This window comes from Amycolatopsis speibonae (genome assembly GCF_042647925.1).
Classification (GTDB): Bacteria; Actinomycetota; Actinomycetes; order Mycobacteriales; family Pseudonocardiaceae; genus Amycolatopsis; species Amycolatopsis speibonae.
This window is the reverse complement of sequence record NZ_JBHRWK010000036.1, coordinates 25,553-45,809: the sequence shown is the minus strand read 5'-3', so window position 1 is coordinate 45,809 and position 20,257 is coordinate 25,553. Positions and strand designations below refer to the sequence as shown.

General features: G+C 69.7%; 22 protein-coding genes. 1 reads left to right on the top strand and 21 read right to left on the bottom strand.

Annotation, left to right across the window (positions count from 1 at the left end):
* Nucleotides 1-192: 192 nt before the first annotated feature.
* The 18 genes from ACFOSH_RS23370 to ACFOSH_RS23285 all read right to left on the bottom strand — a co-directional run bounded on the left by ACFOSH_RS23370 (nt 193) and on the right by ACFOSH_RS23285 (nt 15,187).
* Nucleotides 193-1,128, bottom strand: coding sequence for a FliA/WhiG family RNA polymerase sigma factor (locus ACFOSH_RS23370; RefSeq protein WP_449224192.1), 936 nt, complete (start codon nt 1,126-1,128; stop codon nt 193-195).
* A gap of 20 nt (nt 1,129-1,148) precedes the next feature.
* Nucleotides 1,149-2,144: a tyrosine recombinase XerC gene (locus ACFOSH_RS23365; protein WP_378241166.1), complete on the bottom strand. Its 996-nt coding sequence runs from the start codon at nt 2,142-2,144 to the stop codon at nt 1,149-1,151.
* Nucleotides 2,145-2,249: 105 nt separating this feature from the next.
* A complete protein-coding gene (gene dprA / locus ACFOSH_RS23360) occupies nt 2,250-3,389 on the bottom strand; it encodes a DNA-processing protein DprA (RefSeq protein ID WP_378241165.1) in 1,140 nt (379 codons plus the stop codon).
* Nucleotides 3,386-4,897: a YifB family Mg chelatase-like AAA ATPase gene (locus tag ACFOSH_RS23355; protein ID WP_378241164.1), complete on the bottom strand. Its 1,512-nt coding sequence runs from the start codon at nt 4,895-4,897 to the stop codon at nt 3,386-3,388. The genes dprA and ACFOSH_RS23355 overlap by 4 nt, the downstream gene beginning before the upstream one ends.
* Nucleotides 4,898-5,284 (bottom strand): YraN family protein, encoded by a 387-nt coding sequence (locus ACFOSH_RS23350; RefSeq protein ID WP_378241163.1) that lies wholly within the window; start codon nt 5,282-5,284, stop codon nt 4,898-4,900.
* A 231-nt stretch (nt 5,285-5,515) separates the two neighbouring features.
* Nucleotides 5,516-5,839, bottom strand: a complete 324-nt coding sequence (locus ACFOSH_RS23345; protein WP_378241162.1) for a DUF2469 domain-containing protein — start codon at nt 5,837-5,839, stop codon at nt 5,516-5,518.
* Entirely contained in the window at nt 5,836-6,615 is a 780-nt protein-coding gene (locus ACFOSH_RS23340; protein WP_378241212.1) for a ribonuclease HII, read from the bottom strand. Before ACFOSH_RS23340 ends, ACFOSH_RS23345 begins: the two co-directional genes overlap by 4 nt.
* A gap of 58 nt (nt 6,616-6,673) precedes the next feature.
* Nucleotides 6,674-7,606: a signal peptidase I gene (gene lepB / locus ACFOSH_RS23335; protein WP_378241161.1), complete on the bottom strand. Its 933-nt coding sequence runs from the start codon at nt 7,604-7,606 to the stop codon at nt 6,674-6,676.
* A gap of 31 nt (nt 7,607-7,637) precedes the next feature.
* Nucleotides 7,638-8,006: a 50S ribosomal protein L19 gene (rplS, locus tag ACFOSH_RS23330; RefSeq protein ID WP_378241160.1), complete on the bottom strand. Its 369-nt coding sequence runs from the start codon at nt 8,004-8,006 to the stop codon at nt 7,638-7,640.
* 160 nt (nt 8,007-8,166) lie between these two features.
* A complete protein-coding gene (gene trmD, locus ACFOSH_RS23325; protein WP_378241159.1) occupies nt 8,167-8,931 on the bottom strand; it encodes a tRNA (guanosine(37)-N1)-methyltransferase TrmD in 765 nt (254 codons plus the stop codon).
* On the bottom strand, nt 8,931-9,443 hold the full coding sequence (gene rimM / locus ACFOSH_RS23320) for a ribosome maturation factor RimM (protein ID WP_364033747.1): 513 nt from the start codon (nt 9,441-9,443) through the stop codon (nt 8,931-8,933). The genes trmD and rimM overlap by 1 nt, the downstream gene beginning before the upstream one ends.
* 24 nt (nt 9,444-9,467) lie before the next feature.
* Complete coding sequence (locus ACFOSH_RS23315) at nt 9,468-9,707, bottom strand: RNA-binding protein (protein ID WP_003103110.1); 240 nt, start codon at nt 9,705-9,707, stop codon at nt 9,468-9,470.
* Nucleotides 9,704-10,150, bottom strand: coding sequence for a 30S ribosomal protein S16 (gene rpsP / locus ACFOSH_RS23310; protein ID WP_378241158.1), 447 nt, complete (start codon nt 10,148-10,150; stop codon nt 9,704-9,706). Before rpsP ends, ACFOSH_RS23315 begins: the two co-directional genes overlap by 4 nt.
* A gap of 158 nt (nt 10,151-10,308) precedes the next feature.
* Entirely contained in the window at nt 10,309-11,115 is an 807-nt protein-coding gene (locus tag ACFOSH_RS23305) for a CPBP family intramembrane glutamic endopeptidase (protein ID WP_378241157.1), read from the bottom strand.
* A gap of 57 nt (nt 11,116-11,172) precedes the next feature.
* Entirely contained in the window at nt 11,173-11,922 is a 750-nt protein-coding gene (locus ACFOSH_RS23300; RefSeq protein WP_378241211.1) for a CPBP family intramembrane glutamic endopeptidase, read from the bottom strand.
* Between the two features lie 45 nt (nt 11,923-11,967).
* Complete coding sequence (locus tag ACFOSH_RS23295; protein WP_378241156.1) at nt 11,968-13,041, bottom strand: amidohydrolase family protein; 1,074 nt, start codon at nt 13,039-13,041, stop codon at nt 11,968-11,970.
* 3 nt (nt 13,042-13,044) lie between these two features.
* Complete coding sequence (ffh, locus tag ACFOSH_RS23290) at nt 13,045-14,589, bottom strand: signal recognition particle protein (RefSeq protein ID WP_378241155.1); 1,545 nt, start codon at nt 14,587-14,589, stop codon at nt 13,045-13,047.
* Nucleotides 14,590-14,695: 106 nt separating this feature from the next.
* Complete coding sequence (locus tag ACFOSH_RS23285; RefSeq protein ID WP_378241154.1) at nt 14,696-15,187, bottom strand: MarR family transcriptional regulator; 492 nt, start codon at nt 15,185-15,187, stop codon at nt 14,696-14,698.
* A gap of 70 nt (nt 15,188-15,257) precedes the next feature.
* On the opposite strand from ACFOSH_RS23285, the gene ACFOSH_RS23280 reads away from it, so the two are divergent.
* Nucleotides 15,258-16,115, top strand: coding sequence for an NAD(P)H-binding protein (locus ACFOSH_RS23280; RefSeq protein ID WP_378241153.1), 858 nt, complete (start codon nt 15,258-15,260; stop codon nt 16,113-16,115).
* Nucleotides 16,116-16,362: 247 nt separating this feature from the next.
* Here the strand turns inward: ACFOSH_RS23280 and ku are convergent, their stop codons facing one another.
* The 3 genes from ku to ACFOSH_RS23265 form a co-directional block, all read right to left on the bottom strand.
* A complete protein-coding gene (ku, locus tag ACFOSH_RS23275) occupies nt 16,363-17,223 on the bottom strand; it encodes a non-homologous end joining protein Ku (protein ID WP_378241152.1) in 861 nt (286 codons plus the stop codon).
* Nucleotides 17,224-17,273: 50 nt separating this feature from the next.
* A complete protein-coding gene (locus ACFOSH_RS23270) occupies nt 17,274-17,666 on the bottom strand; it encodes a hypothetical protein (RefSeq protein ID WP_378241151.1) in 393 nt (130 codons plus the stop codon).
* Between the two features lie 123 nt (nt 17,667-17,789).
* Entirely contained in the window at nt 17,790-20,105 is a 2,316-nt protein-coding gene (locus ACFOSH_RS23265; protein WP_378241150.1) for a [protein-PII] uridylyltransferase, read from the bottom strand.
* Nucleotides 20,106-20,257: the final 152 nt, after the last annotated feature.

Sequence of the window (20,257 nt, the reverse complement as noted above, 5' to 3'; positions counted from 1 at the left end):
CGAGTTCCGCGTCTGATCACGCGAGTCCCGTGTCTGATCACGGCTGTGGGCGCGTCTGGCCGAATGGCGTCGAGGAGGTGCTCCGCGGTCGCGGCGGTGCGACGGTCTCTACAGGAGGTCACGCGTGATCAGACGGACGACAACCGTGTGTGGACGGACGACACCCGTCCGGCGGGACGGTTCCCGGGGCCGTCAGGCCTGCTCGACCAGCTTCGCGCGCAGTCGCATGACGGCGCGGGTGTGCAGCTGGCTGACCCGCGACTCGGTGACGCCGAGGACCTTGCCGATCTCGGCGAGGGTCAGGCTCTCGAAGTAGTAGAGACCGACCACGATCCGGTCGCGTTCGGTGAGCTGGGCGATCGCCGCCGCCAGCTGGCGGCGGTTGTCCTGGTCGACCAGGACGGCCACCGGGTCGACGGCACCGTCGTCGGGCAGGGTGTCGACCAGCGAGCCGCTGTCCTTGCCCGCGGCGACCAGGTCTTCCAGTGCGATGACGCTGGTCAGCTGCATCTGGCCGTAGAACTCGCGCAGGTCGTCGACGCTGATTTCGAGCTCGGCCGCCAGCTCGGCGTCTGTCGGCGTGCGGTTCAGGCGGGCGCCGAGGCGTTCCAGCGCACGCTCGGCCTCGCGGGCCTTGCTGCGCACCGCTCTGGGGACCCAGTCCTGGGACCGGAGATCGTCGAGGATCGCGCCCCGGATGCGCTGCATGGCGTAGGTCTCGAACCGCAGGCCCCTGGCGGGTTCGAACTTTTCGATCGCGTCGACCAGGCCGAAGATCCCGGACTGGATCAGGTCGCCGACGTCGACGTGGGTCGGCAGGCCGGTGCCGACCCTGCCCGCGACGTACTTGACGAGCGGGGCGTAGTGCAGCACGAGCCTGTCGCGCACGATCTGGTCCGGCGACTCGGTGAACTCCCGCCACAACGCCTGGATCCCGGCGTCGACCTCGTAGCTCGTCCGCGTTCCGGGCGCGACGGCAGGACCGTCCCCGCCGGGACGGTGTTTCCCGGCGGCTTCGGTGACATGTGGGTCGGCGGTCATCGGACCGCCGTTCTCAGCATGCGACTCAGCGTGATCTCCGTGCTCGTGCGGATGCGCGTGCGCCGCCGGTTCGGGCCGCCGGGTCACCTGCCGAGTCCTCCCCGGCATCATCGGGCCCGGGGGTGCGCGCGGTCGTGGATCGCCTTCAGCCGATCGACGGTCACATGAGTGTAGAGCTGCGTTGTGGCCAGCGTAGCGTGACCAAGCAGTTCCTGAACGCTCCGAAGATCGGCACCGCCTTCGAGCAGATGAGTGGCCGCCGAATGCCTCAGGCCGTGCGGCCCCATGTCACTCGTACCCGGAACCGAGCCGACGGCGTCGTGGACGACCCGGCGGGCCGCCCGCGGGTCGAGCCTGCCTCCCCGTGCCCCCAGGAAAAGTGCGGCTTCGACCGGCCCCTTCGCTTCGACGGCGAGCTTTCCCCTGCCCTCGTCCAGCCACACCCGCAAAGCCGCCTCGGCGGGGACACCGAACGGCACGACGCGTTCCTTGCCGCCCTTGCCCAGCACGAGCACGACGCGGCGGGAGAAGTCGACGTCGCCCGTATCCAGCCCGCACAGTTCGGAGACCCGCACACCGGTCGCGTAGAGCAGTTCCACGATGGCACTGTCCCTCAAAGCCACCGGGTCGCGCTGTTCGGCACCGGCGGCTGAGGAGCGCATGACCTCGCTCGCCTGCTCCGCGCGGAGGACCCCGGGAAGCTTGCGGTGCGCGCGCGGCGCCACCAGCCGCCCTCCCGGGTCGGACGCGAGCGCCCCGCCTCGGTGAGCCCACGCGGTGAAGGTGCGGGCCGCCGCCGCTCGCCTGGCCAGCGTCGTCCGCCCGGCCCCGTCCTCGCGTTGCCGGGCCAGCCAGCCGCGCAGCGTCCCGATGTCGAGATCCTCGAACCGGCCGCCGTTCCCGTCCACGAAGCCCAGCAGCGACACCACATCGCCGAGGTAGGCACGCACGGTATGCGCGGAGAGCCCGCGTTCCAGGGTGAGGTGCCGCTCGTAGTCGTCGATCAGCTTCCGGACAGGCTCCGGCAGCGCCGCACGGGCGGCGCGCAGATCGGGTCTGCGGGCGCGTTTTCCCGTGCCGTGGGGACCTTCGGTCGACGGCATGCCGATCACGCTGCGCGATGTACGGCGGATGGTCAAGTATCGCCGCACCCTGTTGCGGTGTCCGTGGTCGGATCGTGCCGGGATGGCGTCTCAGGTGTAGGCCAGTCAGGTCTTGGTGGCCCGTCTTCGCCACCCTGCGTCACCTCTTTCCGCGAAACCGTCGAGTTCCAGTTCGGGCAACAGGGAGCGGACGCGCTCGACGGGCACGCCGGACTCGGCGGCTATCCGCTCCTCGGGTCTCGCCGACCGTTCGGACAGCGCGTCGTGCACTCGCAGTGCTTCCGGGCCCAGCCGATCGGTGCGGCGGCGCGGTTTCGACGGATCCGCGCCGTGCTCCCCCAGCCGTCCGGCGGTCTCGAGGATCTCGTCGACCGAGGTCACCAGCGTGGCCTCGCCTTCGCGGATCAGCGTGTGGCAGCCGGCGGACATCCCCGACGACACCGGTCCCGGCATCGCCATCACGACCTTGCCCAGCGCTCCGGCCGTACCGGCGGTGTTCCGCGCGCCGCTGCGCCTGCCCGCCTCGACCACGACGGTCCCTTCCGTGAGGGCCGCGATGAGCCTGTTCCTGACGAGGAACCGATGCCTCGCGGGCGAAGTGCCCGGCGGGTACTCGCTGACCACCGCGCCGGTCTTCCCGATGGTGCGCAACAGGGTCGTGTGCTGGGCCGGATAACCGGCGTCGATCCCGCAGCCGAGCAAAGCGACCGTCGTGCCGTCCGCACTCAACGCGCCCCGGTGGGCCGCGCCGTCGATGCCGTACGCCGCCCCCGAGAACACCGGGATCCCCCTGCTCGCCAGGTGATACCCGAGTTCGGCCGCGTTGTGCTCGCCGTACTCGGTCGCCGCGCGGGCGCCGACGATCGCGATCGCCTGGTCCACCGCCTCGTCGAGCCTGGCCGGGCCGCGTACCCACAGCGCCAGCGGAGGCGCCATGCCGGAGACACCCCGGCCCTGGGCGACGGCCAGCGAAAGCAACGGCCAAGCCGGCCATTCGCCGTCTTCCGGGATGACGAGCCGGGTCTCGTCGGCGGCCGCGCGCTCCAGATCCCGCTCGGCGTAGTCGTGCGCACGCCGCGCGGCCGTCTCGTCGCGCACCTTCGGCGGGCAATCGGCACGCCGCACTCGTTCCGCGGCGACGACCGGGCCGTGTTCGCCGACGAAACCCACCAAGGCGGGCGCCGGAGGCTCGGCCACGCGCAAGAGATACGACCGCGCGACGCGTTCGGCTTCGAGTTCACTCATCCGGATGACCTCTCTCGGAAGTTCAGGGCCGCCGCGACCTCGTCCGCCTCCGGCTTGTCGGCACCCTTCAGATCGGTGAGTGTCCAAGCGATGCGAAGGCATCGGTCCGCGCCGCGCGCGGTGATCGCACCCCTTTCGAGCGCGCGGTCCAGCAAGGCCGTGACCTGCGGTGGCAGGGCGAATTCGCGGCGCAGTGCCGGGCCGGGCACCTCCGCGTTCGTCGGCCAGCCGTGCTCGGCCCAGCGCTTTCCGGCGCGCTCGCGCGCCTCCAGAACCCGCTCCCGGACGGCCGCCGACGCCTCGGGCGGCTCGCCCAGGTGCGCGCTGAGCGCGGACAGCGGGCGCAACCGAACCCGCAGATCCACCCGATCGAGTAAGGGTCCGGAGAGCCGGCCCAAATACCGCCTTCGCGCGGACGCCGAGCAGGTGCAGTCAGCGTCTTTCGTCGGGGCACAGGGGCAGGGGTTGGTCGCCAGCACCAGTTGGAAGCGTGCCGGGTACCGCACGGCGCCCTTGACCCTCGCGATCCGCACCTCGCCCTCTTCGAGGACCGTGCGCAGCGACTCCAGCCGTTCCGGGCCGAATTCGCAGACCTCGTCGAGGAACAGGATGCCCCGGTGCGCCCGGCTGATGGCACCGGGAACGGCCAGGCCGCTGCCGCCGCCGATCAGCGCGGGCACGCTGATCGAATGATGCGGCGCGACGAACGGCGGCACGGTGACCAGCGGTTCGGTCGGGGAGAGCGAACCGTCGATCGAATGAACCGCGGTGACCTGCAACGACTCTTCGGAGCTCAGTCGTGGGAGGAGGCCGGGGAGGCGTTTCGCCAGCATCGTCTTGCCCACCCCGGGAGGACCGGTCATGAGCAGGTGATGCCCGCCCGCAGCGGCCACCTCCAGTGCCCAACGCGCTTCCGGTTGTCCCACGACGTCGGCGAGGTCGGGTACTCGCGGCGGCTCTTGGGCGACGAACGGCTCGGGCCGGGTGAGTTCCCCTTCGCCCTTGAGCCAGTCCACGAAATCGCTCAGCCGGGCTACCCCGCCGATCTCCAGCCCGTCCACGAGGGCGGCTTCGAACAGCGATTCGGCGGGCACGACCGCGCGCCGGTATCCGGCGTTGCGCGCCGCCAGCAGCCCCGGCAGGACCCCGCGGACGGCACGCACCCTGCCGTCGAGGGCGAGTTCGCCGAGCAGCACGGTGTTCAGCAGTTTCGTGGCCGGAACCGACCCCGTCGCGGCCAGTACCGCCGCCGCGATGCCCAGGTCGTAGCCGGACCCCACCTTCGGCAGGTTCGCCGGAGACAGGCCGAGGATCACTCTTTCGTCCGGCCACGTCTGCCCCGAATTGCGGACGGCCGAGCGGACTCTGTCCTTGGCCTCCCTCAGCCCTGGGTCGGGCAGCCCGACCATCGTCACCTTCGGCGCCCCACCGCCGATGTCGGCCTCGATCTCGATCATCCTGCCGTCGACGCCGATGAGCGCGACGGACCAGGACTTCGACAGCGCCATTCAGAACGCCGCCTTGATGTGCCGCACCTTCGGCCGGGCATCGGGCCGGGCGACGATCGCGATGATGTCGTAGCGGACCGGGCACCAGCGGATCATGAACCTGCGCTGCCACTGGTGCGCGAGACGGCGGATGCGATCCGCCTTGGCCGGGGTCACCGCTTCGGCCGGAGTGCCGAAGCCCAGCCCCGTCCTCGTCTTCACCTCGCAGAAGATGAGGCGTTTCCGGTCCGTCGCGACAAGATCCAGTTCACCGTCCCGGCAGCGCCAGTTGCGGTACAGGACGACATACCCGGTCTTCTCCAGATGCCGGACGGCGAGTTCTTCGCCCCATCGGCCCAGCTCGATGTGCGGCGCCCCGGCGGGTGGCTGTTCGGCCGTGCTCGTCATCTCGATCCCCCTCAGCGATCATCACGGTGTGTGTGCGATCAACGCTGCCAGGGTGAGCGGCCGTCGAACAGGCTCGATTCGCCCGCCTGTGGACAACTGGGGTGTTGTGGATAACTCGGACGTCGCGGAGGGGTGCGAGCCGGAAATCGTCGGTGATCGTGCTAGGGAAACGTGAAGGCCCCCTTCAGGGCGTCCAGCGCTCTGAAGAGGGCCTTCACTTACTTCCGAAGATCAGCCGGAGAACGGACCTTCCTCCGGCAGCCGGAGATCCGGCTTGTCGAGTTCCTCGACGTTGACGTCCTTGAACGTGATGACCCGGACGTGCTTGACGAACCTGGCCGGCCGGTACATGTCCCAGACCCACGCGTCGGACATGCGGACCTCGAAGTACACCTCACCGCCACCGTCGCGCACCTGCACGTCGACGGCGTTGGCCAGATAGAATCGCCGCTCGGTCTCCACCACGTACGAGAACTGGCCGACTATGTCGCGATACTCGCGGTAAAGCGAGAGCTCCATCTCGGTCTCGTACTTCTCGAGATCCTCTGCGCTCATGAAATCCGCGCCCCTCCTCGCGATTCTGCTGACACTCCAGCGGCGGAGCGTTCATTGTTACCCACGTAGGGGCCGAGGGCACGTATCGGCACGCTCGGGTTTTCCAGTGCCGCGACGGTCAGCACGACCGGGTGAGGCGGCCGCGCCCGATGCGCGGCGGCCACGGTGGCCACATTGGCGTACGACCAGCGATGGACCGGACTCGGACCGTGCGTGTTCAGCGCCGCGCTGTGCTCGGACGTGCTGTACCCCTTGTGCACGTCGAAACCGTAGTGCGGGTGGACGTCGTGCAGGTCGCCCATGATCCTGTCCCGCGTGACCTTGGCCAGCACGGACGCCGCCGCCACGCAGGCGACGGCCTTGTCCCCCTTGATCACCGGGACGCTCGGGGCGGGCAGCCCGGACACGCGGAACCCGTCGGTCAAGACGTAGCCAGGGGTCTTCCGCAGCGCCGAAACGGCACGTCGCATGCCTTCGAGGTTCATGACGTGGATGCCGAACAAGTCGACCTCGGCCGCCGGGATGACGATGACCGCGTAGTCGACGGCACGCTGCACGACCCGGTCGTAGACCCTGTCGCGGGCCTTGGCCGTGAGGACCTTCGAGTCGGTTAGTTCGGGCAGCCGGGCGGCGTCGCCGGGACGCAGGACACAGGCGGCCACGACGAGCGGGCCGGCGCAAGCACCGCGCCCAGCCTCGTCGACCCCGGCGACGGGCCCGAGGCCCCGCCGGTCCAGCGCGCCCTGCAACCCCCAGAAGAGGTCGCCGCGCACCACTGCCCGCGGCGGCCGAAGCGGCTCGGCCGGTGTGAGCGGTACAGGAACTCTCAAGGCCTTACCGCCTCCGGTCGTCGACCGCCTTGCGCACTCCGGCCGACATCCGCCTGCCGAAGAAGACCACGGGCCACGCCGCGGCGATGCCGACGCCCAGGGGAAGCCCCTGCTGCCAGGCCGGCGCACCGAGTGCCAGCGGCTGCGCGTTCGCCTGCGGGTTGTGGTCCGAAACGCCACCCCAGCGGCCGGGCGGGAGCACGATGACGCGAGCCTTGCCGATGATGTTGTCCACCGGGACGGCGCCGTTGACGCCACCGCCGCCCTGGAACCGGGAGTCGCTCGAGTTGTTGCGGTTGTCGCCCATCACCCAGACGTATCCGGCGGGCACCTTGACCGGCTCGAACGTCTTCTCGGTGGGCGGCATGCCCTCTTCCCAGTGGACGTACGGCTCGTCGAGTGCCTTGCCGTCCACGACCACCCGGTTGTTGTCGCAACACTGCACCGTCTGGCCGCCGACCGCGATGATCCGCTTGACGAAGTCGCGCTCGTCCGGCGGCGCGAACCCGATCAGCGATCCGAGGGCGCGGAAGCCGGTGACGAAGATGTTGCCGGACTCCGGCGTCTCGATCTCGCCGACCCAGGCGGGCGGTCCCTTGAAGACCACCACGTCACCCGGGCCGGGATCGGTGAAGTCGTACGTGATCCGGTCGACCAGGATCCGGTCGCCCGTGCACCCGGAGCAGCCGTGCAGGGTGGTCTCCATCGATCCCGAGGGGATCATGTAGACCTTGGCGAGGAACTGCTGGATCAAGATCGTCAGCACGAGTGCGACGACGATCAGGATCGGCAGTTCCTTCCAGAACGACCGCTTCTTGTTGACCTTGCCGAATTTCTTGGAACCGGATCGGCCCCGGCGGGAGGCCCGGGTGGGGCGCTCCTCTTCGGGGCGATCGGGTTCGTCTTCGGAGGTGTTCTGGGACACGGGTTCGACCACGACGCCAGGTTACCTGTAACCGTGTGGCTACTCAGTTAGCCGAGGTCTTCTCGCGGTTTTCGCGGCGTTCCTTGATCTTGGCGGCCTTGCCGCGAAGCTCACGGAGGTAGTACAGCTTCGCCCGGCGGACGTCGCCGCGCTTGTAGACCTCGACCTCGGCGATGTTCGGCGAGTGCACCGGGAAGGTGCGCTCCACGCCGATGCCGAACGACACCTTGCGGACCGTGAAGGTCTCGCGGATGCCGCCGCCCTGGCGACGCAGCACGACGCCCTGGAAGATCTGGTTACGCTCGCGGTTGCCCTCGATGACGCGGACGTGAACCTTGAGCGTGTCGCCCGGTCGGAAGTCCGGGATGTCGGAACGCAGTGACTGCGCGTCCAGCGCGTCCAGGGTGTTCATCGGTGGTCCGTCCTCGTCTTCGTATGGCTTACGTGCAGCTTGGGCGCGCAGTGTCGGGCACTGCGACCTACCCGGGGGCTGATGGCGTTCCGGTGTACGGCGCCGGCTGTGAAGCCGCGCGTCCACTCACGCCAACCTGTCAAGTATTGCAGACCGGGACTCAGGTGCTCGACCCGGCCTCGCCGGTGCCCTCGTCCAACCGCTCGAGGACCCGGAGATCGTGCTTGTCGAGACTACCCTCCGGCAGCAGGCCGATCAGTTCGGGCCTGCGCCGTACGGTGCGTTCCAGTGCCTGGTCGCGGCGCCAGCGGTCGATCAGCGCGTGGTTTCCCGACCGCAGGACGTCCGGCACGGCGAGCTCGCGCCAGACCTCGGGCCGCGTGTAGCTGGGGCCTTCGAGGAGGCCGTCGGAGAACGAGTCCTCCTCGGCGGAGCGGGCGTTGCCGAGTACGCCGGGCAGCAGCCGGACGACGGCCTCGACCATCACCAGCACCGCGGCCTCGCCACCGACCAGCACGTAGTCGCCGATCGAGACCTCGTCGACGGGCATCCGCTGTGCGGCGTCGTCGATCACCCGCTGGTCGATGCCCTCGTAGCGGCCGCACGCGAACACCAGGTGTTCCTCGGCGGCGTACTGGTGGGCCATGGCCTGGGTGAACGGCCGTCCGGCGGGGGTGGGGACCACGAGGCGGGTGTTCTCACCGCAGACTTCGTCCAGGGCGGGACCCCAGATCTGCGGCTTCATCACCATGCCGGGCCCGCCGCCGTACGGGGCGTCGTCGACCGCGCGGTGGACGTCGTGCGTCCAGTTCCGCAGGTCGTGGACGCCGACCTCGATGAGGCCGCGGTCGATCGCGCGGCCGAGCAGCGCGGCGCGGAGCGGGTCGAGGTACTCGGGGAAGATCGTGACGACGTCGAGGCGCATCAGGCGTCCAGCAGGCCTTCCGGCGGGTCGAGGACCACGCGGCCGCCCGCGACGTCGACCGCCGGGACGATCGCCTTCACGAACGGGACCAGGACCTCACGTCCGTCGTGCTCGATCGACAGGAGTTCCCCCGCCGCCGAATGCACGATCTCGAGCACCTTGCCGACAAGCGTGCCGTCGGCGAGTTCGGCCCGCAGGCCTTCGAGTTCGTGATCGTAGAACTCGTCGGGGTCTTCGGTCGGCGGCAGCGTGGAGGTGTCGGCGATCAGCAGCGCGCCGCGGAGGGTCTCCGCGACGTCCCTGGTCAGCACCTCTTCGAAACGCACCAGCAGCCGCCCGCTGTGTTCGCGGGCGGCTGCGATGGTGAGGTTTCTGCTACTGCCGTCACGCAGCTTCGTCATGACGGCCGAACCGACCGCGAACCGCTGTTCCGGCGAGTCCGTGCGCACGTCCACCGCGAGTTCCCCGCGGATTCCGTGCGCCTTGGCGATCCGGCCGACTACGACGTCCATCTCGATCTGTCTCTTTGTCCCTGGTCAGCGATCGGTGTCGACGACGTCCACACGGACGCCGCGGCCACCGATGCCGCCCATGACGGTGCGCAGGGCTGTCGCGGTACGACCGCCCCGGCCGATCACCTTGCCGAGATCGTCGGGGTGCACGTGCACCTCGAGCGTGCGGCCACGACGCGTGGTCAGCAGCTCGACCCGGACCTCGTCCGGGTTGTCGACGATCCCGCGCACCAGGTGCTCGAGGGAGTCAGCGAGGAAGCTCACGCCTCGGCCTTGTCACCCTCGGCGGCCTCGGCCTTGTCGGCTTCCGCCTTCTTCGGGGCGGACTTCTTCTTCGGCGTGGTGGCCTCGGCCGAGGCCGAGTCACCGGCGGCGGCGAGCGCGGCGTTGAACAGGTCCTGCTTCGACGGCTTCGGCTCGGCGACCCTCAGGGTGCCCTCGGCGCCCGGCAGGCCCTTGAACTTCTGCCAGTCACCGGTGATCTCGAGGATGCGCTGGACCGGCTCGGTCGGCTGGGCACCGACGGACAGCCAGTGCTGGGCCCGCTCGGTGTCGACCTCGATGAAGCTCGGCTCTTCCTTCGGGTGGTACTTGCCGATCGTCTCGATGGCCTTGCCATCACGGCGGGTGCGCGCGTCGGCGACGATGATGCGGTAGTACGGCGCACGGATCTTGCCGAGACGCTGAAGCTTGATCTTGACGGCCACGGGTGTGGGTACTCCTCAGTTCTCTCTGATGCATGTGGAAGGCGCACGCCAGCCGAGTGGGGAACGGCTACGCACACCCGAAGGTCCGGAGCTCGGGCGCGGTGAGAGGGTCCGGCCAAAGCAGGCAAGCGAACATTCTGCCAGACGCCGACTGACTGTCAGAACGCGGCTATCCCGAGCGAGGCGAGCAGGATCGTCACGGCCGGGAGGAAGTTGTTCACCTGGTGGGCGACCACGCTGCCGAGCAGCCGTCCGGTGAACACCCTGGCCAGCCCGATCGGGATCGCGATCACCAGCAGCAACGTGGTGCGCAGCGGTTCGAGGTGGCTCGCCGCGAAAACGGCCGTGGAGACCAGGAACGCCACGATCCTCCCCCAGCGTTCCGTGCGCCACTGCAGCCGCTCGACGGCGCCCCACAGGAGGCCGCGGTAGATGATCTCCTCGCAGATCGGCCCGACCAGCCACAGGTAGATGAACATCACGACGGCCGCCGAAACCGACATCCGCCGGTCTTCCACGAGCGCGCTGATCGCCGAGGTCGCGTTCTCGTTGCCCACCAGCTGCGTCCAGGCCCACGCGGCGAGCGAGGTGAACCCGAGCCCGAGCACTCCGAGCTTGAGGCCGACCTTGACGTCGGCCCAGCTCCAGCCGATCCGCAGGTCGATGACCGGGCCGTTGCCGCGCAGCCGGGTGATCAGCAGCGCGACCCCGGCGGCGATCATCGTCGGCACCATCGTGCCCAGCAACACCATGCGCATCGGCAGGGGCTGGCCGGGCTGGACGTCGCCGAGCAGGACGCTGATGAACGCCGCCGACGCCAGCAGGACAGCCTCCACCAGCAGGAAGGCCCCGAATCCCCAGCGATGCGACGGTGGCGTGGCGGGCTCGGCCACCTCACCTCCGGCGATGAGTTCGTCCGGCGGCGCGGCCTCGGGGATCGGCTCCCTGGGCTGAGATACGGTCACGCCGATCCTCCGGTGATCGTTCGGTTACTCACAGACTCTAACCGCCTCGAGCGGCGATCACCTCGCCGCGAAGAGCAATACAGCCGGTGGGAGGTTGTTGGCCGCGTGCGCGATGACGGCCGCGCTCACCCGGCCGGAAAGATAGCGCGCGAGGCCGATGGCGATGCCCTGGCCGAACAGCGCGATCGTGCGCGCGGCCTCCCCGTGCAGCTGGGCGAACACCAGCGCGGTGACCAGCAGGATCACCCACGAGGGCAGCCGGTGGAAGCCCATCGCGTTCCAGAGCGTGCCGCGGAAGAGCAGTTCTTCGGTGACCGGGGCGGCGAGGACCACGATGACGGCGGCCAACACCAGCCAGACGGTGTCGCCTTCGGCGGTGCCGGAAAGTTCGGTGATCGGGCTGGGCGAGACGTCGGAGAAGGTCCTGTCGTCGCCGTCGGTCCCGTACACGGCGAGCAGGAGCAGGTTGAGGAGATAACCGGCGGCGAGCGCGGCCGCTCCGCAGGCGAGCCCGATCCGGACGTCGCGCCAGGTGGGCTTGAGCCCGAAGTCCGTGCTTAGTCCCTGCCCCCAGACGCGGGAGCCGACCGCGGGGCCGAGGCCGAGTACGAGGGTCGGCAGGAACGCGAGGATCAGCAGCGGGCCGACGTCACGGAGTTCGAGCGGGTCGTAGCCGCCGAAGCGGCCTGACATCACGAAGCTCATGACGAGCGTGACGAAGTGGTACCCGGCGATGCCCGCGAAGAACGCTACGAATCCCCAGTGCGCTCCGAGCACCAAACGCTCGCGAGCCTGCCCGTCGTCCACCACGCCTCCACGCTAAGTGCCGCTCCGGTCACGGGTGGAGTCGGGTCAGGCGTAGATCTTGCCACGCAGGACGACGTGACTCGGATGCCGTAGCACCGCGAGATCCTCACGCGGATCGGACGGGTAGACGAGCAGGTCGGCCGAAGCGCCATCGACGATCCCGGGCACACCGAGCCACTCGCGAGCCGCCCACGAAGCCGACGCCAGCGCCTGCTCGGCGGACATGCCCGCCTTGTGCAGCGCCTCGATCTCGTCGACGAGCCTGCCGTGCTCGACCATCCCGCCCGCGTCGCTCCCGGCATACACCTGGACACCGGCCTCGATCGCCGTCGAGACCATGTCGCCGACGCCCGCGTGCAGCGCGCGCATGTGATCGGCGTAGACCGGGTACTTTCCGGCCTTGTCGGCGATCCCGGGGAAGTTCTCGATGTTGATCAGGGTCGGCACGAGGGCGATCCCGCGGTCGGCGAGGACGCCCAGCTGGTCCGACGAGAGTTCCGTGCCGTGTTCGAGGCAGTCGATGCCCGCGTCGATCAAGCCCGGCAACGCGGCCTGGCCGAACACGTGCGCCGTCACCTTGGCGCCCTCGGCGTGCGCGACCGCGATGGCCTCGGCGAGGACGTCGTCGGGCCACAGGGGCGCGAGATCGCCGACGCCGCGGTCGATCCAGTCGCCGACGAGTTTGACCCAGCCGTCGCCGTCACGGGCCTGTTCGGCGACCGCCTTCGGCAGCTCGGATGGGTCTTCGAGTTCGATGCCGAGGCCGGGGATGTAGCGCTTGCGCAGGGCGAGGTGCCGTCCGGCGCGGATGATCCGCGGCAGGTCGGCGCGCGCCTGCAACGGCCGGACGTCGATCGGCAGCCCGCAGTCGCGGATCAGCAGCGTCCCGGCGTCGCGATCGGTGATCGCCTGTTCGGTGGCCTCTTCGAGGGTCGTCGCGCCGCCGGCCCCGATTCCGGGATGGCAATGCGCGTCGACCAGTCCGGGAACGAGAAAGCCTTCCCGGACAACGGTTTCCGCTCCGGCGACCGGTTCGCTGGTGATCCGGCCGCCGGTGACCCACAGCTCGCGGTGCTCGCCGTCCGGTAGGACGACCCCCGCCAGATGCAGCGCCTCCACGGGCTACTTGTCCTTCGGCAGCTTGAACTTCTTCGGGTCGAACCCGGGTACGTCGTTCATGCCGCCGAGCTGGGAGAGGTCGGGCATCCCGCCCCCGGGACCGCCGGGCATCCCGCCCGGGGGCAGCATCGGCATGCCGCCAGGGAAGCCGCCGCGGACCTTGGGCTGTGTCGGGCCGCGCCCCTTGCCCTTCTTCCCCTTCTTGCCCTTGCGGGTCTTGCTGCCGCCGCCTCCGCCGCCGAAGCCGAACCGGCCCGCCATCTGCGCCATCATCTTGCGCGCCTCGAAGAAGCGGTTGACCAGGTCGTTGACGTCGCGGACGGCGACACCGGACCCCTTCGAGATCCGCACGCGGCGCGAAGCGTTGATGATCTTCGGGTCCGCGCGCTCGGCGGGGGTCATGCCGCGGATGATCGCCTGCAGCTTGTCGAGCTGCTTGTCGTCGACCTGCGCGAGCTGGTCCTTCATTTGCCCGGCGCCGGGCAGCATGCCGAGCAGGTTGCCGATCGGGCCCATCTTGCGGACCGCGAGCATCTGCTCGAGGAAGTCTTCGAGGGTGAGCTGGCCGCTGCCGAGCTTGGCCGCCGTCTGCTCGGCCTTCTCCTGGTCGAAATGCTGTTCGGCCTGCTCGATGAGGCTGAGCACGTCACCCATGCCGAGGATCCGGCTGGCCATCCGGTCCGGGTGGAAGAGGTCGAAGTCTTCGAGCTTCTCGCCGTTCGACGCGAACAGGATCGGCTGGCCGGTGACCTGGCGGACCGACAGCGCGGCACCACCGCGGGCGTCACCGTCGAGCTTGGTGAGCACGACGCCGGTGAAGCCGACGCCGTCGCGGAACGCCTCGGCCGTGGTGACCGCGTCCTGACCGATCATCGCGTCGACGACGAACAGCGTCTCGTCCGGGGAAACGGCGTCGCGGATGTCCGCGGCCTGCTTCATCAGCTCTTCGTCGACACCGAGACGGCCGGCGGTGTCGACGAGGACGATGTCGTGCTGGGCACGCTTGGCCTCGTCGATGGCGCGGCGGGCGACGTCGACCGGGTCACCGACGCCGTTGCCGGGCTCGGGCGCGAACGTGGCGACCCCGGCCCGCTCGCCGACGACCTGCAGCTGCGTGACCGCGTTGGGGCGCTGGAGGTCACAGGCGACCAGCAGTGGCGCGTGGCCCTGCTTCTTCAGCCACATCGCGAGCTTTCCGGCGAGCGTCGTCTTACCGGCACCCTGGAGACCCGCGAGCATGATGACCGTCGGCGGGTTCTTCGCGAACGTGAGCCGCCTGGTCTCGCCGCCGAGGATGGTGACGAGTTCCTCGTTGACGATCTTGATGACCTGCTGCGCCGGGTTCAGCGCGCCGTGCACCTCGGCGCCCTTGGCGCGTTCCTTGATCCGGGCGATGAAGTCCTTGACCACCGACAGCGCGACATCCGCCTCGAGCAGCGCGATACGGATCTCGCGCGCGGTGGCGTCGATGTCGGCGTCGGAGAGCCTGCCCTTGCGAGACAGGGTCTGCAGGGCGGACGTGAGCCGATCGGAGAGGGTGTCGAACACGGGTGTGCACGCTCCAGCTGGGTCGTTGTGGCTTGCCGGTACGGACCGACGGCTTCCCAGGGTAGTCGGTGTCCGAGGCCGGGGGTTGACGCGGTGACGACCTCGCCTATTCGCTTTCCCCCGCCAGGTCCCCGGTCGCGTCTTTCCCGGCCGCGGTGGTGCGCCCCAGGAAATCGGCGATCAGGTCCAGTTCGGCGTCGGTGTAGCCGTCGCAGAGGTCGTCCATCTTCGCGTTCATCCCGGCCAGGTGCCGGTACATCTCGCGGTCACGATCGCCGGTCACCGAGACGACGACCGCGCGGCGGTCGACCGCGTCCGGCGGACGGTCACGGGTGACCCAGCCCGCGCGTTGCAGCCGGTCCAGCACCCCGGTCATGGTGGCCGGGTGCAGGCCCGCCTGCTTCGCGAGCGCGCTCGGGCTCAGCGGACCGTGCAGGTTGAGCAGTTCGAGACAGTCGAAATCCACCGGCTTGAGCGCGACCTTGGCGCTGAGCTGGTGGTTGAAGAGCGCGAACTGGTTGTTCAGCTCGCGCAGCGCCCCTTTGATCCCGGTGACCTTCCGTCGCCGAGGTCGGCCATCGGGTGTTACGAAAGTCATATGATCTCGTTCCCATGCTCACAGGTGATACGGTTTTCATATTGTATGACAACCGATAAGGAGATGGGTCATGTACCTGATCACTGGGGCCGGCGGCTTGGTGGGGCGGCCGCTGATCGCCAAGCTCGTCGAGGCTGGAGCGCACGTACGAGCCATAACCCGCGACGCCGAAGCCGCATCCGGATGGCCTTCCGGCGTCGAAGTCGTCGAAGGGGATCCGTCGGTTCCCGACAGCATCGCCCCCTTCATGGCGGGCGTCACCGGGATCTTCCTGCACTCCCGGGCGGCGGCCGCCGCCCCCTCGGACGTGCTCGCGCTGGCGAAGCGACACGGCGTGCGGCGAGTGGTCGCGTTGTCGGCCACCAACGTCGACGAACCGGCGGAGCACCAGCCGTCGCGGTTCCAGGGCGACCGGAACAAGGAGGTCGAGCAAGCCTCCGTCGCCAGTGGGCTGGACTGGGTGAGCGTGCGGGCGTCCTTCTTCGCGGCCAACACCCGGCTGACCTGGGCGGGCCAGATCAGCGCCGGCGACGTCATCTACGGCCCGTTCGCGAACTTCGCCGAAGCGCCGCTGCACGAACAAGATCTGGCCGACGTACTGGCCCGCGCCCTGCTGACCGACGAGTTCACCGGCCGGAAACTCGAGCTGACCGGCCCGCGATCGCTCACCCACGCGGAAATGGTCGAGGTGATCGGCACGGTGCTCGGCAAGACCTTGCGGTATCAGGAAATCCCGGCGGACGCGGCCGCCGAGACCATGATCGCGCGCGGCTTTCCGGAAGCCTTCGCCGAAGCGTTGATGAACAGGTACCGGCGGCTCGCCGGGCAGCCCGGCCTCGTCACCGACGGCGTGGCCGAAGCGCTCGGACGCCCGCCGCGGAGCTACGCGGACTGGGTCACGGACAACGCTTCGGCGTTCCAGGCTTGACGCAGACAGGGCTCCGGGACCGGCCGCCCCTCGCAGACCGGTACCGGAGCCCCTACGGAAGGCTCGCCTCCCCGCGAGCCGACCGTAAGCACACTTGGCGAGCTTCGCGGGATTCGGTCTCGCCGGACCCCCAGTACCTGGCGACTTCCGCTTCCCGCGTTCTCTCCTCGCGATGGGCATAACAATGCCCGGTCACCACGGGGTCACGGGAGCGTGAAGACCCTCAACTGTCCCTGGGTAGAACTACTCAACCGGTTTTGGTGGACGACGAGGCCCGCTTCGCCCGCGTCCGCGCCTGGCGTGCTTTCTCCGCCGCTTCCTTGGCCTTCTCGACCGGGGCTCGGTCGGCCTCGACGGAGCTCTGCTGCAGGGCCGCCAGCAGGCGCGTCACCCCTTCCGCCTGTTCGGCGGCGGTCGGCTGGAGGACGTCGTCCCCGTCGAGTTTGGCCTGGATGAGCGCTTCGAGCGCTTCACGGTAGCGATCGGTGTACCGGCCGGGGTCGAAGTCCTGCGTGAGGTCTTCGATCAGCGAAACCGCGTTCCGCAGTTCTCCGCGCCGCAAGTCGACGTCCTCGTGCAGGAACGGGAAGTCGGGCCGCCGGATCTCGTCGGGCCACAGCATCGTCTCGAGCACGATCACCTGGTCACGCACGCGCAGCGCACCCAGCGTCTCGCGCCGGCGCAGCGTCACCTTCACGATCGCGATCCGCCCGGTCTGCTGCAGCGCCTCACTCAGCAGCACGTACGGCTTGGTACCCGCCGGCTCCGGTTCCAAGTAGTAGCTGCGCGCGAAGTACATCGAGTCGACCTGCTCGGCGGGGGTGAAGCCGATGACGTCCATCGACTGGGTGGTCGGCGCGAGCAGCGAAGCGAAGTCCCGGCCGGTGAGCAGGACGACGTCACCGCTGGGAACGGAGTGTCCCTTGGCGATCTCGGCCGCGGGCACCTCGGCACCGTCGACCTCGCAGACCCACTTCACCCGCACCCTGCCGCCGTCCGGCTCGTGCACCTGATGGAGGGGGAGGTTGTGCTCTTCGGTCGCGCTGTACGCCTTCACCGGAACGGCGTAGGTCCCGAATCCGATCGTGCCTTTCCACACCGCTCGCATGGCCCACCTCCGCCTGGTCAGCGTATCCACGCGCCGAAGCGGCGGGACAGCTACAAACGGGTGTCAGGGGCGACTGATTCGCTCACACATTCGAATGACGGACGCGATTCGGCGAGTGCTTCGGCCGAACAGTCGACAGCGGTGGCGGCCGCTCGGAGTACTTCGGCGACGACCTCGACGTCGACCATCGGGGCGGTGGCCAGCGCGCCTTCGCCGCCCACCTCGACCCGGCCCGCCATGCCTTCGAGCGCGATGGCCAGCGCCTGCTGGCCCGCGACGAGATGCCGGATCACCTTGAGCAGCTCGGGCACTGTCGCGGCGGTGCCGGACGCGTTCAGGGAGACGGCGAGGTCGTCCGCGCACGCCCGGAAATGAGAAGCGACGACTGTCGGCGGCAGTGTGATCCGCTGTGGTCCTGGCGAGTTCTGCTCATGACCCAGCACGCGATCACCGCCCTCCGGAGCCTTCGGGTTTCGACCGCGCACATCCTGCCACCGTCACCCTCCGCACTTCGCGCGACACCCCGGGGCGGGAGCAAGGGACCTTCGCTCCCGCCCCGGGGGCCGTCAAGAAGCGGCCGCCAGCAGCGCGGCTTCGATCTTCGAGCGCCACGCCTGATCGACCTTGCCCGTCCGCGGCGCGACGGCGAACGAGTCGACGACCGCGCCGCCGAGCGTGGCCACCTTCGCCCAGCGCACCTCGGCCTCGCATCGGCGCAGCGCGCCCGCGACCCGGTACAACAGCCCGATCCGGTTCGCGGCCCGCAGTTCCACCACGACCGTGTCCCGCCCGCTGGTCTCGTCGTCGAACCAGATCACCTTCGCTCCGGCCGAAGGCGTCTCGCCACCGCCGTAGTCCCGTTCCTTCGCCGCGAGCCGCTGGGTGAGCGGCAGCGTCCCGGCCACCGCCCTCGCGAACTGTTCCCGCAGCAACGTGACGTCGGGCAGCGAGCCGAACTTCGGTGACGCCGTGAAGACGCCCGCCCGTCCCCCGTCGTGCCCGCGCAGCACCGCCGCGTGGACCTCCAGGGAGTTCAGCGCGAGCACTCCGGCGGCGGGCGCCAGCAGTTCGGCGCGGGCCGGGACCGCGAGCACCACGGTCACGACCTTGCCCACGGCGGTTATCCGCACTTCCCCGCGGCCGGACGCGACGGCTTCGGCGACGAGCTCTCGTTGCTCGGCGCCCATCGGCTCCGGCGGCAAGAAACCCTTGCCGTGCAAGGCTTCCTCGCAGCCGGACACGAGTTCGGCGAGCAGGCGGGCCTTCCAGTCGGTCCACACGCCCGGCCCGGTGGCCAGCGAATCGGCCGTCGTCAGCGCGTGCAGCAGTTCCAGCAGGACGAGGTTGTCGTCGAGCGTCTTGGTCACGCGCTGGATCGTGGCCGGATCGCTGATGTCCCGCCGCGTCGCGGTGTGCGGCAGCAGCAGGTGATGCCGGACCATCGCCGCCACCAGCGCCGAGTCGGTCTCCGTCAACCCGAGCCGGGCCGCCACCTGGGCACTGATCTTCGCGCCGAGTTCGGAATGGTCCGCCTCGCGCCCCTTGCCGATGTCGTGCAGCAGCGCGCCGATCAGCAACAGGTCCGGCCGGGAAACGGTGGTCGTCAGCTTCGACGCCTCGACGGCTGCGCGGACCAGATGCCTGTCAACGGTCCACGAATGCACCGGCGACCTCGGCGGGAGATCCCGCACCGCTCCCCACTCGGGGAACAGCCGCGCCCACAGGCCGGTGCGGTCGAGCGCCTCGACGGCGTCGACCAGCCCCTCGCCCGCGCCGAGCAGTTCCACCAGCGCCTTGAGGGCGTCAGCGGGCCACGGCGCGCGTAGTTCCGGCGCGGTCTCGGCGAGTGCCCGCAGGGTCCCGTGCGAAATGGGCCGCCGGATCCGGGCCGACGCCGCGGCGACCCGCAGCAACAGTGCCGGATCCTTGGCGGGCACCGCGTCCCGTGCCAGCGCGACCTCGTTCCCGTGCAGGACGACGCCTTCGTCGAGCGGCGTCCGCGCCGGCCGCCGCCCGAACCGCGCCTTGGGCGGTTCCACAGTGGACCGGAGCGCGACGTCGACCGCGTACGCGATCGTCCGCCCGACACCGGAAAGCTTGCGTGCCAAGGTGAACCTGTCGCCGAACCCGAGTTCGCCCGCGACCGTCCCGGCCTCCGGCGCGCTGAGGATGTCCCGCTCCCGGCGCAGTTCCTTGCGCAACTCCGTCCGGACGTCGAGCAGCAGGCTCTTGGCCGCCAAGAGTTCCTCGCCGGGCCTGGCTGTCAGCTGTGCCGCCGCCAGCGCCTCCAAGACGGCGAAGTCGCGAAGCCCGCCTCGGCCGTGCTTGAGATCCGGCTCGGCGGACTGCGCGATCTCACCGCTGCGGGCCCAGCGCTGGTGCACCGCCTCCGACAGCTCGCCCACCCGCTTCCGGGTGGTCCGCCGCCACTGGTCCCGGGCCGCGGCAGCCAGCCTGGCGGTGATCTCGGCGTCCCCGGCGAGGTGGCGGATGTCGAGCAGCCCCATCGCGGTCCGCAGGTCCTCGGACGCGACCTTCAGCGCCTCACCCGGGGTGCGGACCGAGTGATCGAGGCCGATCTTGGCGTCCCACAACGGGTACCAGATCGCGTCGGCGATCTCGCCGACACGGGAGTTGCCGTTGTGCAGCAACAACAGGTCGAGGTCGGAGAAGGGCACCAGCTCGCGGCGACCGAGGCCGCCGACGGCGGCCAGCGCGACACCGGGTTCAGCGGTGTCGACGCCGGCCGCCGTGGCGCCCTTGCCCAACCAAAATTCGTAGAGGTCGACCAGGGCCGCCCGCAAAGCGGCCGCTCCCAGTCTCCCGTGCCTGCCCTCGAGCAACCGCTCGGTGGCCTTGACCAGCTCACCCCCGTCGGCCATCCCTGACGCCTATAGCGCAGTGCTCATCATGTGGCGCGATCGCGAACGCGTAGCCGGGTCGCTCGTTGGCATGTGTTCCTCACCTTCAGCTGTACGGCGACCCGCCTCCGCGTTAGCGAGCCCTTCGGGCGAAGCGCCGTTCTGGTCGATTC